General features: G+C 45.0%; 12 protein-coding genes and 1 tRNA gene. 10 read left to right on the top strand and 3 right to left on the bottom strand.

Annotated elements, in window-relative coordinates:
• Positions 1-177 precede the first annotated feature (177 nt).
• Positions 178-6,771, top strand: a complete 6,594-nt coding sequence (locus tag V7K38_RS03945; RefSeq protein WP_334855617.1) for a PAS domain S-box protein — start codon at positions 178-180, stop codon at positions 6,769-6,771.
• 497 nt (positions 6,772-7,268) lie between these two features.
• Entirely contained in the window at positions 7,269-8,108 is an 840-nt protein-coding gene (locus V7K38_RS03940) for an LssY C-terminal domain-containing protein (protein WP_334855616.1), read from the top strand.
• A gap of 58 nt (positions 8,109-8,166) precedes the next feature.
• Here the strand turns inward: V7K38_RS03940 and V7K38_RS03935 are convergent, their stop codons facing one another.
• Positions 8,167-8,940: an AIM24 family protein gene (locus tag V7K38_RS03935; protein WP_334855614.1), complete on the bottom strand. Its 774-nt coding sequence runs from the start codon at positions 8,938-8,940 to the stop codon at positions 8,167-8,169.
• 497 nt (positions 8,941-9,437) lie between these two features.
• Positions 9,438-9,524 (bottom strand) — tRNA-Ser (locus tag V7K38_RS03930).
• 107 nt (positions 9,525-9,631) lie between these two features.
• Here V7K38_RS03930 and V7K38_RS03925 point away from each other — a divergent pair.
• From V7K38_RS03925 to V7K38_RS03890, 8 genes are all read left to right on the top strand, one after another.
• Positions 9,632-10,000, top strand: coding sequence for a 2Fe-2S iron-sulfur cluster-binding protein (locus V7K38_RS03925; RefSeq protein ID WP_334855612.1), 369 nt, complete (start codon positions 9,632-9,634; stop codon positions 9,998-10,000).
• An 83-nt stretch (positions 10,001-10,083) separates the two neighbouring features.
• On the top strand, positions 10,084-10,629 hold the full coding sequence (locus V7K38_RS03920) for a thermonuclease family protein (protein WP_334855611.1): 546 nt from the start codon (positions 10,084-10,086) through the stop codon (positions 10,627-10,629).
• Positions 10,630-10,660: 31 nt separating this feature from the next.
• Positions 10,661-11,473, top strand: a complete 813-nt coding sequence (locus tag V7K38_RS03915) for an inositol monophosphatase family protein (protein ID WP_334855610.1) — start codon at positions 10,661-10,663, stop codon at positions 11,471-11,473.
• Positions 11,474-11,551: 78 nt separating this feature from the next.
• Complete coding sequence (locus tag V7K38_RS03910; protein ID WP_334855608.1) at positions 11,552-12,508, top strand: J domain-containing protein; 957 nt, start codon at positions 11,552-11,554, stop codon at positions 12,506-12,508.
• The gene (locus tag V7K38_RS03905) at positions 12,508-13,716 is read left to right on the top strand and encodes an ATP phosphoribosyltransferase regulatory subunit (RefSeq protein ID WP_334855606.1); all 1,209 of its coding nucleotides are present in this window, start codon (positions 12,508-12,510) and stop codon (positions 13,714-13,716) included. The genes V7K38_RS03910 and V7K38_RS03905 overlap by 1 nt, the downstream gene beginning before the upstream one ends.
• 162 nt (positions 13,717-13,878) lie before the next feature.
• Positions 13,879-14,103, top strand: a complete 225-nt coding sequence (locus V7K38_RS03900; RefSeq protein WP_334855603.1) for an indolepyruvate ferredoxin oxidoreductase subunit alpha — start codon at positions 13,879-13,881, stop codon at positions 14,101-14,103.
• An 86-nt stretch (positions 14,104-14,189) separates the two neighbouring features.
• Entirely contained in the window at positions 14,190-14,918 is a 729-nt protein-coding gene (locus V7K38_RS03895) for an ABC transporter ATP-binding protein (RefSeq protein WP_094332788.1), read from the top strand.
• A gap of 623 nt (positions 14,919-15,541) precedes the next feature.
• Entirely contained in the window at positions 15,542-15,757 is a 216-nt protein-coding gene (locus tag V7K38_RS03890) for a hypothetical protein (RefSeq protein ID WP_334855601.1), read from the top strand.
• Here the strand turns inward: V7K38_RS03890 and V7K38_RS03885 are convergent.
• Positions 15,743-16,099: a hypothetical protein gene (locus V7K38_RS03885; RefSeq protein WP_334855599.1), complete on the bottom strand. Its 357-nt coding sequence runs from the start codon at positions 16,097-16,099 to the stop codon at positions 15,743-15,745. The two genes, V7K38_RS03890 and V7K38_RS03885, sit on opposite strands and share 15 nt — an antisense overlap.
• Positions 16,100-16,444 lie beyond the last annotated feature (345 nt).

Raw genomic sequence — 16,444 nt, 5'->3', positions numbered from 1 at the left:
ACTGGATGCTAAATACTGTTTTCGTAGAAGTACTGAGAAACTCAGAGAGGGTCTAAGCAAAAGTCAAGCAATTAGATATTTTGAGTATAAGCCAAGAGACTGCCTTTTCGGAATAGGCTAGACTTAATCGGTAGAGTAATCCCTGGGTGGTGTTCTGGTTTTATCTTGAATAACCCAATGTTTATCAATCCCACTATTGTTGGAAATGTTATGTTCTTGCCCCACTCATTTCTACCAAGGCAAGCCTTAGAGAATACGATCGCGCCGCCCATCATCGTTGCGCCAGATGTGCTGGTGACAGATGCGATCGCACTTTTGAACTCCAGTTCTATTTTGCCTACAAGTTGCAATGATGCCGGAATGGCCGCGATCGACTCAGCCACGACCAACTGCACAGACTGTTTAGCTGTAGTGATTGAAAACCAACTAGTGGGACTATTCAGCGAACGAGCGGTGACACGCCTAGTCGCCAGTGGGCGTTCGCTCGCTGGAGTCACTTTAGCAGAGGTGATTGAACCGCCAGCGATCGCCTTACGGCAATCTGAGTTAACTACTCCTGAGATTGCCCTGAACCTTTTACGACACCACCACATTCAGCACTTGCCTATATTAGACGACAATGGGCAATTGCTGGGGCTACTGACCTACGAGAGTTTATGCCGTTTGCTGCAACCTGGAGAAAGTGGGCAGCCAGATGAGCCATCAATCATAGCTTTGCAACTTCAGACAGAGCGATCGCAGCTGTTGATGGCAGTCTCGACGCGGATTCGAGCTTCGCTGAGTTTGGCAGAAATACTCGATGCTACGGTGTCTGAAGTGAGGCAGTTTTTGGGCTGCGATCGCGTGTCGATCTATAAATTTTGGGAAAATGGGCAGTTTCAGGTTGTGGCAGAGTCCCTCGCCGCCGGTCAACGCTCCTTTGTCAGTGAAGCGATTTACGATCCTTGCTTTGCTTCAGATTGGGCAGAGCAATATGGCAAAGGACGAGTGCAAGTGGTTTCTGATATTTATACCGCAGAGATGACCCCCTGCCATGTTGAGTTATTGGAGCGTTTGCAGATTAGAGCCAAAGTTCTAGTTCCGGCGATCGTTAACAACCAATTTTGGGGACTCGTTAGCGCCAGTGAATCGGCTGTACCTCGTGATTGGCAACCGGCCGAGGTCACGTTTTTAGAACAACTTGCCATTCAGGTAGCGATCGCCATTCAACACAGCGAAACGATAACCAGATTCCGGCAACAGCGGCAAGAGCTTACCGCATTACTAGATCGTACCCCTGACGTGATTTTTCGGCTAGATCGAGACTTACGCTACCTCTATCTCAATGCCTCTATCGAGGTGGAGTTAGGCTACGCGCCGGAATCGCTGATTGGTCAACCACTGCTCGCTGCCACCTTTGCCCCAGAACACTTTGCTGAGTGGCAAACTATAACTCAGCAAGTGGTAGCAACCGGGGAAGAAGCAACGATTGAACATCAACTTTGCATTCACTCGCGCTCCATCTGGTTTCAAACCCGTGTCGTTCCAGAATATAATCTGGATGGAAGCATCACATCGTTTCTGTGCGTGGCGCGCAATGTCACTGACAAAAAGCAAGCACAAGCGAGACAAGTTGCCTATATCAACATCTTGCTAGAGTGGCAAAACCGCCATCACGCTGCCCAGCTAGCCACTAAACAAGTACTGTATGAATGGGATACTACTGCCGATCATGTGACGTGGGGCATCAATGCCGATCAGGTGTTTGGCTATAGCGCCTCGGAAATGCCCCAGACATCGGCGGATTGGTTTGCCAGTATTCATCCAGAGGATGAGGAGCGAGTGCAAACGGCAGCCGCAGAGTATTTTGAGCATCAGGGAAATCTCTACTTGCAATATCGGTGGCGGCATCAAGCTGGGCATTACATCTGGATCGAAGCTCAGGCGCAGTTTTTTGCAGATGCTAACGGCAATTTAACTCAGATTATCGGGTATGTCACTGATATTAGCGAGAGAAAACGGCTAGAAGCCGAACGCACCCAGCTAGAAACTGACCTCAGAGAAAGCGAAGCCCAACTCCGACAAATTTTTGACAACAGTCAGGATGTGTTTTTTCTCAGATCCCTCGATGGCGAGCAGATGATTTACACCAGCCCAGCCTGGGAAAATCTTTACCAAACGCCATTGCAGCAAACTTATGACAATCCGCAAGCCTGGCTCGATTTCATTCATCCAGAAGATTGCGATCGCGTAATCACGTTTAACCAGCAAGCTGGTCAAAGGGAAAAGGTTGACTCCCTTGGCTATCGCATTGTCCGACCGGATGGCTCTATTCGCTGGCTCTGGAATCGCACTTTTCCGATTCGCAACGAAACTGGAGAGATTTACCGCCTCGCCGGGGTCAACATCGATATTACTGAGCAAAAACAACTGGAACTGGAATTAAACGCAGTCAAAGAGCGCTATCAACTTGCCATTCGCGGTATCGGCGAAGGAGTCTGGGATTGGGATATTGCCAGCAATCGCGTCATTGCCAGCGATCGCTATTGGGAAATTTTAGGCTACCTACCCCCAGCCGAAAACGCCCCCAAGTTTGCCTATGAGGTGCTTCAAGAACAGATCCATCCAGACGATCGCGATCTGATGCAAGCAGCACTACGCCGCCACCTGGAAGACCATTTGCCCTATGAGGTAGAATTTCGCAGACGTAAGCAATCGGGTGAATATATTTGGTGTCGCTCTCGGGGAGAGGCAATCCGCGATCAAACTGGTAAGCCGATTCGCATGGTGGGAGCGATCGCAGATATTACAGAACAGAAAGCAATGGCAACTGCTCTGGAAGCGAGCGAGCAAACTTTGCGTCAGGTGGTCAATACAGTTCCTGGAGTGGTTTATAATTGTTGCCGTTGTGCGGATGGCACAAAAAGGTTTCGATTTATTAGCCAAGGTATTATCAAACTTTGCGAACATACCCCAGAGGTAATCCTCAACGACGCGCAAGTGCTTTGGAATGCGATCGTTCCAGAGGATGGAGAGCGGGTACGGAGTTTGATTGACCAATCTGCTGCAATGCTCACTCCTTGGACGGCTGAGTTTCGCCTGATAAGCGCTAGCGGGGGTTTAAAATGGGTTTCTGGTCATTCCCTCCCCTCCCGACAAGCAGATGGAAAGGTGTACTGGCTGATCGGTCTGGCGATCGCGGAAACTGATATCGCTGGCAACGTGACTGGCTATATCGGAACTATGACTGATATCACCGATCGCAAATCCTCTGAACAAGCCCTGCAAGAAAGCGAACAGCGCTACCGCGACCTGGCAGAAGCAATGCCCCAGATGGTCTGGTTGGCAGATGTAACAGGTGCCGTTCACTACTTCAATCAGCGCTGGTATGACTACACGGGGCAAAGTCAAGCTGAGGCAACAGGATTGGGTGGAGCGGCAGCGATTCATGCCGATGAACGCGATCGCACCATCCAAAAATGGGTACAATCCATTACAACTGGTAAATTATTTCAGATCGAATATCGTGTCCGTCATCATCAAGGACTATACCACTGGTTTCTAGCGCGGGGGGTGCCAATCAAAAACCTAGCAGGAAAAATTACAGGCTGGGTCAACATAATTACTGGTATCGATGACTTTAAACGCGCAGAACTAGCACGGAAAGAGAGCGAAGCCCGTTTCCGTGCTGTGTTTGAGCAGGCAGCAGTGGGAATTGTAGAAATGGATGTGGCGGGTCGATGTTTGCGGGCTAATCGCCGTATTTGCGACCAATTAGGCTATACAGAAGCAGAAATGCTAGAGCAAAGCTTTGAGAGTCTTACACCCAGACCAGATGATTTCAAGCTATATTTAGGCTATTGGCAACAGCTTCTCGCCAACAAGATTGATTCCTTTGCGCTTAAAAAATGTATACTTCACAAAAACGGAGAGTTCCTTTGGTGCAACGTAACTGTGGCTCCAGTTCGTGATGCCAATGGCACTATAAATTATTGCATTAGTCTAATTCAAGATATTCAAGATCGGAAACAAGCCGAGCTAGCTCTGCAAGCTTCAGAGGCAAAACTGAATGATGTGTTGAACAGTGCGGGCGCGTCAATCGGGCATTTTCGATATTATGCCAACGGTGTCTGGGAAACTGACTATCACTCTAGGGGATGCGAACGAGTCTTTGGCTATAGACCAGACGAATTTCTAGCAAAAGTCTGGTTATCGAGAATTTTCCCAGAAGATTTGGCAGTTATCCATGAGCCAATGCTGGCAGCAATTAAAGCAGAGATCGAAACCACATTTGAGTATCGCTTTCATCATCCAGATGGCTCAACTCGATGGATTTTAGATACGCTTACGTCTCGCTGGAATGAGAGCGATCGCTGCTGGTTTGTGACGGCAATTGGCACAGATGATAGCGATCGCAAACACGCAGAACTGGCACTACAACAGCTTAACCAGGAGCTAGAAGCCAGAGTTGCTCGACGCACAGCAGCATTGAGTGAGAGTGAGACGCGCTATCGGGCTTTGTTTGAACAGGCAGCTGTCGGCATGAGCCAATGTCACCTATCAGGACGCTATATCGAAGTCAATCAACGCTTTTGCGATCTGACTGGCTATACTCAATCTGAGCTAGTGGATATGTCCTGGGAAGACTTGATCCATCTAGAATATCTGGAATTAACCCGACGCGAGGTGGCTCATTTACATCGCGGTGAGTTGGCATCCATAACCGTTGAAATCCGCTATATCCGCAAAGATCGTCGGTTACAATGGGTCAACCTTACAGTGTCGATGTTGTATAACGCTGCGGGTACAATCATCGGTAACCTAACGGTAGTGGAAGACATTAGCGATCGCAAGCAAATTGAGCGACAACTCCAAAATAGCGAAAAGCGCCTCAAAGAAATCATTTCTAAGACAGTTGATGGCATCCTGATTCTGAATCCCCAAGGACAAATTCTTTTCAGTAATCCAGCTGCCGATCAGATTTTCAATTACCAAAAGCCATACTACCAGGGTAGAGATTTGGGAATTCCCATCACGCTGCAAAAGATATTTGAACTGGAGATTCCCCATCCCACAACAGGGGTGACTACGGTTGAAATACGCGTTGAGGAAATTACCTGGCAGGATAATAAAGCTTTTCTAGCAGCTATAAGGGATATCAGCCACCGCAAGCAAGCTGAGATCGCGCTGCAAGCAAGTGAGCTTTCCTATCGCACCCTGGCTGAAAACCTACCGGGAATTGTCTACAAGCTTTATCCCGATCAAGATAATACATTTGTCTTTTTTAACGATCGCCTAACGACTTTATTCCAGCTTGATCCGATAGATATCGTCAATCAAGGCAATCTTTGTCCAGTCAACTCGTTGATTGTGCCAGAAGACCGCGATCGCGTTATCGAAGTAATTCAAGCTGCGATCGCCAATCAACAGCCCTTTCAGGTCGAATATTGCATTCACATCCCCGCAACGCCAGAAAAGCGATATTTGCTCGAGCAAGGCAGCACCGTAACTGACGACACTGGGCAAGCGCTGCATATCGTTGGCATTATCTTTGATGTCACAGAAATCAAACAGACTGAGGAAAAACTTCGTAAGATTAACGAAAGACTGACCATTGCCAATGCCGAACTAGCCCGTGCGACTCGTCTCAAAGACGAATTTCTGGCAAACATGAGCCACGAACTTCGTACTCCCCTCAACTCCATCCTGGGTCTATCTGAAGTCTTGCAAGAAAGAACCTATGGCGATTTAACTGAGCAACAATACCACACCTTAACCACAATTCAAACCAACGGGCAGCATTTATTAGAGCTAATTAATGACATTCTCGATCTAGCCAAAATCGAATCCGGCAAGTTATATCTACAAATGACAACCGTTTCAGCTCAACAACTTTGTCGAAGCACAATTCCTTTTATCCAACAGCAAGCCTTCAAAAAGCAAATTAGTTTTACTCTTGAGCCGTCTCCTGATCTGGCTGACATCGAGTTAGACGAACGACTCATCCGCCAGGTATTGATCAACCTACTAACCAATGCCGTTAAGTTTACACCCAACGGTGGTGCTGTCATCCTAAAACTGCAAGGCAATGCAGCAGAACAAACATTCAGCTTCAGCGTCATCGATACAGGCATTGGGATTGATCCAGAAAACATTGACAAGCTGTTTCAGCCCTTTGTTCAAATCGATAGCAGTTTGTCTCGGCGTTATGCTGGTACGGGGTTAGGGTTGGCCTTAGTCCGGCGCATTATCGAGCTACACAAAGGCTCCGTGACGGTTAGCAGCACTGTCGGTCAAGGTAGCCAATTTACAGTGGTGCTTCCCTGGAAACAAGTCACGCCCAACTCAGATAAGGCTCTTGATGACACCGTTGCTGTTGACCAAATTGCTGCTTCACGATTCTTACCCGTAGAAACAAGGAATACAGCAGAGAAACCTGTCGTTCTACTTGTAGAAGATAACCTGGATAACATTGAGACGCTAAAAGCCTATTTAGAATTGAAAGGGTTTAGAATTATGGTTGCCCACAATGGTTTGCAAGCGATTCATCTGACCCAGATGCACTCCTTCAACTTAATTTTAATGGATATTCAAATGCCAGATATGAATGGGTTAGAAGCGATTCGCCAAATTCGAGCGCAGGAGCAAGACAAGCGCACTCCCATCCTGGTGGTCACGGCTTTAGCCATGTCGGGGGATAAAGAAAAGTGTTTAGCCTCTGGAGCGAATGATTATTTGACCAAACCCTTCAGTCCATTTCATCTCATCAATTTGATGAAGAAATATCTGTGAAGGATAAAGTTTTTTCGGGAGCATCCCGCTTTTGATTTAGCGAGCAAAGATTAATTCCATTAAGTGTAACCAGACCCAAAAGTTGTCAGGGTCTAGAAGCATAAGCGAGTAATTTAACCGATGAAAGCCTGATTAGCGTCAGTTTTCTCCAAAAACAACAAAAATGGTCGATACATTAATTGCAACCCCACTTGATTTGTTCAATCCTAGACATTTAAAAAACTGGTTTGCAAACTGCTGCTACTGTACCTCATAAACCTGCAATCTGCTGTAATTTCTGAAGTTAACTTTTAAAACTTCTTAGTTCACCTCATGAGAAACTACTACTGTTTTGGCTAAAAAATCTCAAAGTTTACTACAAAAATCAGTGTCTTTTTTCTTCATGTAGAGATATAAAAGCCAAAATGATGAACAATTTCAAAGTTTTTTAAAACATTGTTTCCAATGATGGGATGATGAATTAAAAAATAAAACTGCCAATTCTTGCTCGAATTGCAATGCAACAAGCCTCTAACTCGAATGATGACACACGTCCAAAAGATCGACATTGGTTTTGGTACGCTTTTGGAATGTTAGTTGGTTTATTCGGCTTATATGGACTGGTGAGTTATGTCGTTTTACCAGCACTGTGGCATCACTACGAACATAACCCAAAGCTAGAACATTCTCCAAAAACGACGCAAACGGCAGAAGGGATCTCAGGAGATCCACTAAATATTGGATTTGTTGGTACAACAGCAGAAGTAGTGCAAATGCTACTGGCAGCAGGTTGGTATCCGGCAGACCCAATCACCTTACGCTCAAGTGCTGGTATTGCTAAAAGTGTTCTCCTCAAACATTCTTACCCGACTGCACCTGTGAGTAGTTTATATTTATGGAGACGCAAGCAAGATTTGGCTTTTGAACTCCCTGTAGGCAATAGTGCCAAACAGCGACATCATCTGCGATTGTGGGAATCGAAGGACTTGACTAGCGATCGTAGACCTTTATGGTTAGGTTCAGCGACATTTGATCAAAGCGTTGAACTTAGCCACAATACAGGACAGATTACTCACCACATTGATCCAAATATTGACCTTGAAAGAGATAGCCTAATTAAAAGTATTGCTTATACACATCAGATTGTTAGTTTATATCAAGTGACTGGTGTCGGAGCTACATGGCAAGCTCATAATGGAGGAGGTGACAAGTATTACACAGACGGAGAATTAACTATTTGTGTACTTTCTACCAACAGTATTGCACAAACCAAACCCTATAGTCAGTCGCCCAATCCACAACCAGTTGAGATTAAAAATCAAGTGTGGTCTTTACTAAGACACTTGTTAAAAAGCTAAATCAAAATCAAGTTTAAGCCTACAAAAGACTTGAAGTTCAAGCGAATGGCTGACAACTTTACCCAAGATTGCCACTGCCACCGACCTGACTTGCGCCCTCAGAAGCAGGTGGGTGATAAGTCATAGACTGTAATCCTAAACGACCAGGGCCAATAAAACGGTTGAGAGTGAATGAAATACCGCCAAGCATTACCCCAATTGCTCCGAAGATGCCGCCACTGGATTGTAAGGCTGTCACTGTCTCCATTTTGACCGATGAATCTCTCCATAGCCATGCTCCAGGTTCTACATCAAGCACTTCTCCAGGAGCGAGGTATTTTTCAAAAACATTACCGTAACCGTGGATTAAAAGCAGCCCTCCTTCTTGCTGACCAATAAACCGGTCAATAAAGAAACCACCACTGCGACTAAAAAAGAGGTTTGCCAGCCCTCGCTGGAAAAAGAAACTATACTCAATATTACTGGTAGCGAGTAAGAATTGATGTTCGCGGACATCTACTGTCTGTCCAGGCTCCAATCGTAGTACTACAATCTGTCCAGGTGCCTCGCGGGAGAAAGCGATATTTCCTGGCCCATGTGCTTCACTGATAAAAATTTGTAGCCCAGCAAAAAAACGTTTGGCAGCCCCTTTCAAGCCTTTGACACCAAGACGAACATTCGGGTGCTTCCATAGGAGAATATGATGTTCAAAGTAAATCGATTGCTGTTGCCCTAGATGGACATCTACTACAGGCACGACTTCTCCTTCAATTCTTAAGATTAAGTCACCGGAATGAAATTTTTCCTGGGAATTTTTCAATTCCGGGGTCGGTTCGCTACTGAAATCTGGCATAGTATTAGGTGGTAAATAGTTTTTGGATAGATCAGTTGGCTGACAAAAAGCAATATCATTAATAGGATTGCCGCAGGCACTACAGAACTTGTTACCTAAAGGGTATCGATGGTTGCAATCGGGCAGAGTTTTGTCATTACTGGTATGCTAACCCGGAATTATCTGATTACCTTATTTTTAGCAGTTACAAACGTAATTCATTGCTGTCAAGTAACAAGTTCTGACAGCATTTATAACAGTTAATCCACTTTCATAAGAAGGCATTTGGGCAGAGAAAATAAGAGTATTTTCGGTACAAACCCCGCTCTTCATCTGGGAAATCGCCTACTTTACCGTTCCACGCACCGTACCTTTGAGGAATACAGCCGAGATTGCTTTGTCCAAAGCCAAAAACCGTTTGAGTTCTCGTTCATAAAGCTTACGGCTCCACTTCTAATCTCACAAAACGGTATTTTTCACAACCGTGTAAGCTGAAATCGTTGTATAGTAAGGATTAACGGAGAGACTGAGATTTGAACTCAGGAAGACGTTACCGCCTTACAGACTTTCCAGGTCTGCGCCTTAAACCACTCGGCCACCTCTCCAGGTGCCACAAGTTACGATTGTACTATATAATCCCAGAAAATGCAAAGATAAAGAAAGATATTCTTAGATTAAATCTGAAAGTCCTAATTCCACAACGCAAATCCAGATGTCTCGTACATACACAATTAAAGTTCGCGATCGCGCCACTGGCGAAACATATACTCTACAAGTGCCAGAAGACCGCTACATTCTGCACACTGCCGAAAAACAAGGCGTAGAACTACCGTTTTCCTGCCGCAACGGGGCTTGCACCGCTTGCGCTGTCAGAGTATTGTCGGGAGAAATTTACCAGCCAGAGGCGATCGGATTGTCGCCAGATTTACGTCGGCAAGGTTATGCCTTATTGTGTGTCAGTTATCCCCGTTCTGACTTAGAAGTAGAGACACAAGACGAAGATGAAGTCTACGAACTCCAGTTTGGACGTTATTTTGCTAGAGGGAAAGTTAAAGCGGGTTTACCGTTAGATGAGGAATAAACAATTGGAGAAGGCAGGAGGTAAGAGGCAGGGGGCAGGGAGGAGGGCGCAAGAGGTTCTCAGCGACCATAGGAGAATTTGTGATGGTTGTGAGTCTTAGTAACTGGGTGCGAAAAACAGCCATTTTGCTTTGCTTATTGCTCTTAGTGAGTTGCCAAAGTAAAAACCAGCTGCCAAATAATGAGGCTCAGGTGAAAGTAGCGCGGGTAGTTAGTGGGCAAAGTTTGGAAGTGTTAGGAATGGCTGAACAACCGAATTTGATTTCCCAAGTGCGGTTAGTTGGCGTTGATGCACCAGATTTGCGACAGAGACCTTGGGGAGAAGGGGCAAAAGAACAGTTAGAGAATTTAATTGGTGGTGCAGAAGAATTAGTAACCCTAGAGTTTGATTTAGAAACAAAAGACAAAATCGGACGAACTCTAGCTTATGTATGGAAAAATAAGGTGTTGTTGAATGAAGAATTAGTGAAACAAGGGAATGCAATGTTTGTTGGGCGATCGCCTAACCACAAATATGACCAGCGTTTAGAACGTGCCCAACAATGGGCTAGACTCATGGGCCAAGGCATCTGGAACTCAGAAAAACCCATGCGCCTCACTCCCGCCGAGTTTCGCCGCCAAAATCTTTAAAGAATGCCCAATGCCCAATGCCCCATAACAAATGACAAATATACAAATTTTTCTAGATATTGCCACAGAAGCGGCCTTGGCTGCTGGTGCTATTTTGCAAGGTTACTTGGGTAAGTTAGAAGACGCAATTATTGAAAAAGGTCGCCCTGGTGATTTAGTCACGGCTGCTGATAAAGCCTCAGAAGAGTTGATTTTAGAAATTTTGCGTCGCCACTTTCCCCAGCACTCTATCCTCGCTGAAGAATCAGGGAAATTAGGTAATCAAGAAAATCAATACCTCTGGGCAATCGATCCTTTAGATGGCACAACTAACTACGCCCATCAATACCCATTTTTTGCCGTTTCTATTGGGCTGTTAATTAATGGCGTTCCAGAACTTGGTGTAATTTATGACCCGTTTCACAATGAGCTATTCAGTGCAGCTACTGGTTTGGGAGCAACGCGAAATCGTCGTCCTATCAATGTTTCGGTAACATCTGAACTGAGTAAAAGCCTACTAGTAACAGGATTTGCTTACGATCGCCGCGAAACCTCTGATAACAACTATGCAGAATTTAGTCACCTCACCCATCTTACCCAGGGAGTCAGACGTAGCGGTTCCGCATCGCTAGATTTGGCGTATGTTGCCTGTGGACGTGTCGATGGTTACTGGGAACGAGGGCTTTCTCCTTGGGATATTGCTGCCGGGATAATTTTGTTACAAGAGGCCGGGGGCAAAGTTACCGCCTACGATGGCACTCCTGTCAAAATTGAGTCAGGTAGAATTCTGGCCACAAATGGTTATATTCACGACTCTCTCAGTAGCGAACTTTTACAAGTTCCGCCACTATCAGCCTGGGTATAGGAAGTGGGATGGGGGCTTTCACCCTGACTTTGGGTAAACTAAAAGCAATCTAACGCTCCTTTAGTGCTAAAAGTCTATATGTCTTTAAAAATAGATCGGGGACTATTTAAATATGATTTCATAGATCATCACGCAGTATTGTGCGTTCCAGTTGATGCGGATGTCAAAGAGATTCGGAAACGCTATCTCCAAATAGCCCGCCGCTTACACCCGGATAGTAGTTTTACTGAAAGTGATGAACAAAAACAGCTAGGAAACGAATTGTTATCAAAGCTTGTTAACCCAGCTTACGAAAAACTCGTTGGCGATCGCACTCGCACGGAATACATTTTAATTTTGTCGCAAATTGGCAAGCGGCTAGTACAAGAGTCTACTTCGGTAACTCTCAACACCGACTTGGCTAAACAGTTAGCCCAGACACCTAATCTCGATCATGTTTATAAAACTGCGATCGCTAAACTTGCCCAAAGCCAATATGATTCTTTAGAGCAAGTGCAGCAAGTCATTGCCCAAATTAGTGAGTTGAATTTAGTCTATTTAATGCGGAGTTCCAGCAAACCATCCGCAGCGCCGCCGCCATCAGCTCAACCCAAAGTCCAGTCAGCTACGCCTCAGCCAAATACACCACAAAATATACCCCCAGAACCAGCACCACCAAAAGAAGACGCAGTTGTAGAACAGTATGTTCGTCGCGCTCAATCTTTGATTGACAAAAACCAATTTGCCCAAGCCAAGGTAGAGTTACAAGATGCCCTGAAACTGGAACCTAAAAATAGTCGCTGCCATAGCTTAATTGCAATGGTGTATTTGAAGCAAAATCAGCTAAAAATGGCAAAAATCCACTTCGACAACGCTCTCAAATTAGACCCCAATGACGAAACGGCTCTGCAATGGAAACCTAAAATAGATAAAGCTCTAGGACAACAACCTAACGATCATAAGGTGACTTCATCCGCCAATAATGGAGATAAGCAACCAGATAAATCTGGTAGTGGTGGTTTGTTCGGTGGTTTGTTTGGTGGGAAGAAAAAATAATGGTGTATCAACCAGCATTGGGTGCCAGGGATTTATTGCCCTTGGATGTGGAGAAAAAAAGCTGGATTGAAGATCGGTTACAGCAGGTGTTTCATCGTTGGGGATATCACAGAATTATCACCTCAACTTTAGAGCGCATGGATACTCTGATGGCAGGGGAAGCAATTCAGCGCCAAATGGTGATTCAACTACAAGGTGAAGATGATGAATTAGGGCTACGTCCAGAATTAACGGCATCCATTGCTCGTACCGTTGTCACTCGGATGGCAAATACAACTTATCCGCAACGGTTGTACTACAACGCCAATGTGTTTCGTCGCACTTGGGAAAGTAGACACAATCGCCAGCAAGAGTTTTATCAAGCTGGAGTGGAGTTGTTAGGGGCTGGCGGATTGCTGGCGAATGCGGAAGTACTGTTATTAGTCGCAGATTGTCTAGCAGCATTGGGTTTGCAGCAATGGCACTTAATTTTAGGTGAAGCAGGAATTACGCGATCGCTCCTGAGTGCATTTCCTGCTAATTTACAGGATAAAGTTCGTAGTGCGATCGCTCATCTCGACTGCATTACTATAGATACTTTACCCTTGAGTGACAAACTCCGCGATCGCGCCAGAATCATGCTGGATCTTCGCGGCCCCAGTGCAGAAGTATTACAAAAAGTTAGTAGTTTGGATCTAGACGAAGAACAGCGAGAGGCAGTGAATAACCTCAAATCCCTAGTAGAGTTACTAGAATCAGAGAGAAAATTTCCCTTAATCCTCGACCTCAGCCTCATCCAGACCATAGATTACTACACTGGTATTGTCTTTGAAGTCGTCAACGATACCGAATCTCAAGCCAGAGTTTTAGGGCGTGGTGGTCGCTATGACCAGCTTCTGGGGTTATATCATCCTCAAGGAGAAAATATTCCCGGCATTGGTTTTGGACTCAATATCGAAGATTTATACCAAGTTTTGTTGTCTACTCAGCAATTACCGCAAGTAACCCCACCGAGTAACTGGTTAGTAGTACCAGAGACGGCCAGCGCTAACGCCCCTGCCTTTGCCTACGCGCAAAAACTGCGAGATTCCACCCATTTGGTGCGGGTAGAAATTGATTTAGGGGGAAGGGATGCAGACGCTATTCGCCAATATGCACGCGATCGCAGCATAGCCCAAATTGCTTGGATCAAAGCTGATGGTTCGCCCAAAATCGAATCATTGCGTTAGTGGGCATTGGGCATTGGGAATTGGGAATTGGGCATTGGAAATTGGGAATTAATTATTTCTCCCTGCCCCTTGCTTCCTGCCTCCTGCCCCCTGCCCTCTGCTCCCTACCCACTCCCCTGCTAGGCTAGAAATAGCCGATACAGAAAAGAGGGAATCGAGAACATGCCGCACACAATTGTTACAGAAGTCTGTGAAGGCGTAGCTGACTGCGTAGAAGCCTGTCCAGTAGCTTGTATTCATGATGGCCCAGGCAAAAATGCCAAGGGAACAGATTGGTACTGGATTGACTTTGCCACTTGCATCGACTGTGGTATATGTGTCCAAGTTTGCCCAGTAGAAGGGGCAATTCTGCCAGAAGAACGACCGGAGTTGCAAAAAACCCCGTAATAGTCCATAGTCAACAGTCAATAGTTATTTTTGACTGTTGACAAATGACCAATGACCAATGACCAATGACAAATGACCAATGACCAATGACAAATGACTATTTACTAGATGTTCAAAATGTCCACGCTGGATACATCAAAGATGTAGATATCCTGCAAGGAGTGAATTTTCAGGTTGCGCCAGGGGAATTAGTGACAGTGATTGGCCCCAATGGTGCGGGTAAATCTACTTTAGCAAAAGCAATTTTTGGGCTTTTGATCCCCCACACAGGCACAATTACCTTTAAAGGTGAAAATATTGTGGGGCTGAAGTCCAATCAAATTGTTCAACGAGGAATGTGCTATGTACCACAAATCGCCAATGTTTTCCCTTCTCTGAGTGTTGAAGAGAACTTGGAGATGGGTGCTTTTGTGCTTAACGTTCCTCTGAAGCCAATTAAAGATAAAATATTTACCATGTTTCCAAGATTAAGCGATCGCCGTCGTCAACGCGCTGGTACTCTCTCTGGAGGAGAACGCCAGATGCTAGCGATGGGCAAAGCTTTGATGTTGGAACCTAGTTTGCTGATTTTAGATGAACCATCTGCTGCTTTATCCCCGATCTTGGTGACACAAGTATTTGAGCAGATTAAACAAATTAATCAGGCGGGAACTGCGATCGTATTAGTAGAACAAAATGCCCGTAAAGCCTTAGAGATGGCGAATCGTGGCTATGTACTGGAGTCGGGACGCGATGCTATCTCTGGCCTTGGTCAAGAACTGTTGAACGATCCTAAAGTGGGTGAACTATATTTAGGAGCAGGTAAAAGACATTAATTTCTTTAATTACCCTTGCCCCTATTCAACATAACACCACTTTAAATAAGGAAACTTCACGAGCCGATAGCGATGTCGAAGGCGGGCTGCGCCTACGCTATCTATAAACTAATACAAAATATAACGATTCCTGCCACTGCCGCGACCGTCGTTTTCGATGCTCAAAGAATTCTCCCCAATAATCCTTGCGTTTCTAATCACATCTACAGTGAGTAAAAAGGTAAAACAGGACATTCATTCATGAAAAAATTATAAAAATGCAAATTAACTGGATTTGGCAGAATCCCAATTGAAGAAGAAGGCTAACTAAACTTCGTATATATAAAGCTCTGCATTACTTTTTGATATACTCCTGAGTCATAACAACTCCTGCAAAGCTTCTCCAGAGAGAATCTGGGGTATTTCTTAATGGTATAAAAACACCTATGTTTATCCCAATCAAAATTGATTGAGTGCTTTTGGCAATTTGGCATCCAAAATATTTCTGCTCCAGTTTTAATTGATATATCAGCAGGGTTACTGGGACATTGAGAAACTTCTACAAGGGATCGATTCCCGTCTCAAAAATCCCACCCAATGGCCAGTTGTTGACGCTCATGCTCTGTACTGTAAACTACCTGATAATGGTGGAATGCAGTAAACAAGTACAAGCGTCACCGCTTCACCACAACTGGCTAGAAATCAAACAGAAAACACATAGTACAAATGGACTGATACCAGGAAATCCTGATACAGATGTAGGGGCGTACAGCCGATTCATTATATTGCAAAGATTTTTGGTGGATAAATTAACAATACCAAAGCGATCGCCACCATTTAACCATTTATTGAACCTGTAGCTGTCTAAGTTTATTTTTTGCCGATAGTAGTAACTCTTGAGCTTTAAGATAGGCTGTTGTGCCATTTTGCACTTTTTCTAATTGATTAATAATACTCTGCAATTGGCTCAACACCTGATTGTGCCTCACATCATGGACATCAACAGGAATTGAAGCCAACAAGCTTTCGATTTCTCGTTGTGCTAATTCCAAAGCCTCCACAGCATCTGTCTCAGCTTGTCGTCTGACTTTAACCTGACCCAAGTTAGCCTCATAAATTGCTAATAACTTTTGTGCTTCGGTATAACCCGCCACGTCTTTTGAGGGAATTTCTTTGAGCCGTTCAATTGCCTCTATCCACAAATTTTCTATCTGTCGCCATTCAGCAACACTATGCGGCGGATTTTGACCAGCTTTAGCAGCTTGCCAAGAAAATTGCCGCGCTGCGGTAATTAAGGCTCCGATGCGATCGTTCCCCGCCGCTAATCCAACAACTTCCTGAAACTCATGCTTATAATGATCTAGTTGATTTTGAATAGTTTTTCCTGCCAGGGTTTGACCAGGAATCTGCTCAAATTGATTCAGTGCCGTTTGCCAAGCAGCTGTCGCAGTCTGTTTATTGAACGTGTGTAAAACCCCGTCCCCTCGTGGGCGGGGATGTAAGCACGGTTAAATTAGGGGGTTCGATGCCCCCTAATTTAACACTAT

It is taken from the genome of Nostoc sp. (assembly GCF_036917465.1).
Lineage (GTDB): Bacteria > Cyanobacteriota > Cyanobacteriia > Cyanobacteriales > Nostocaceae > Nostoc.
Note: the sequence above shows the minus strand (reverse complement) of the source record. Positions and strands in the feature narration are given on the sequence as shown.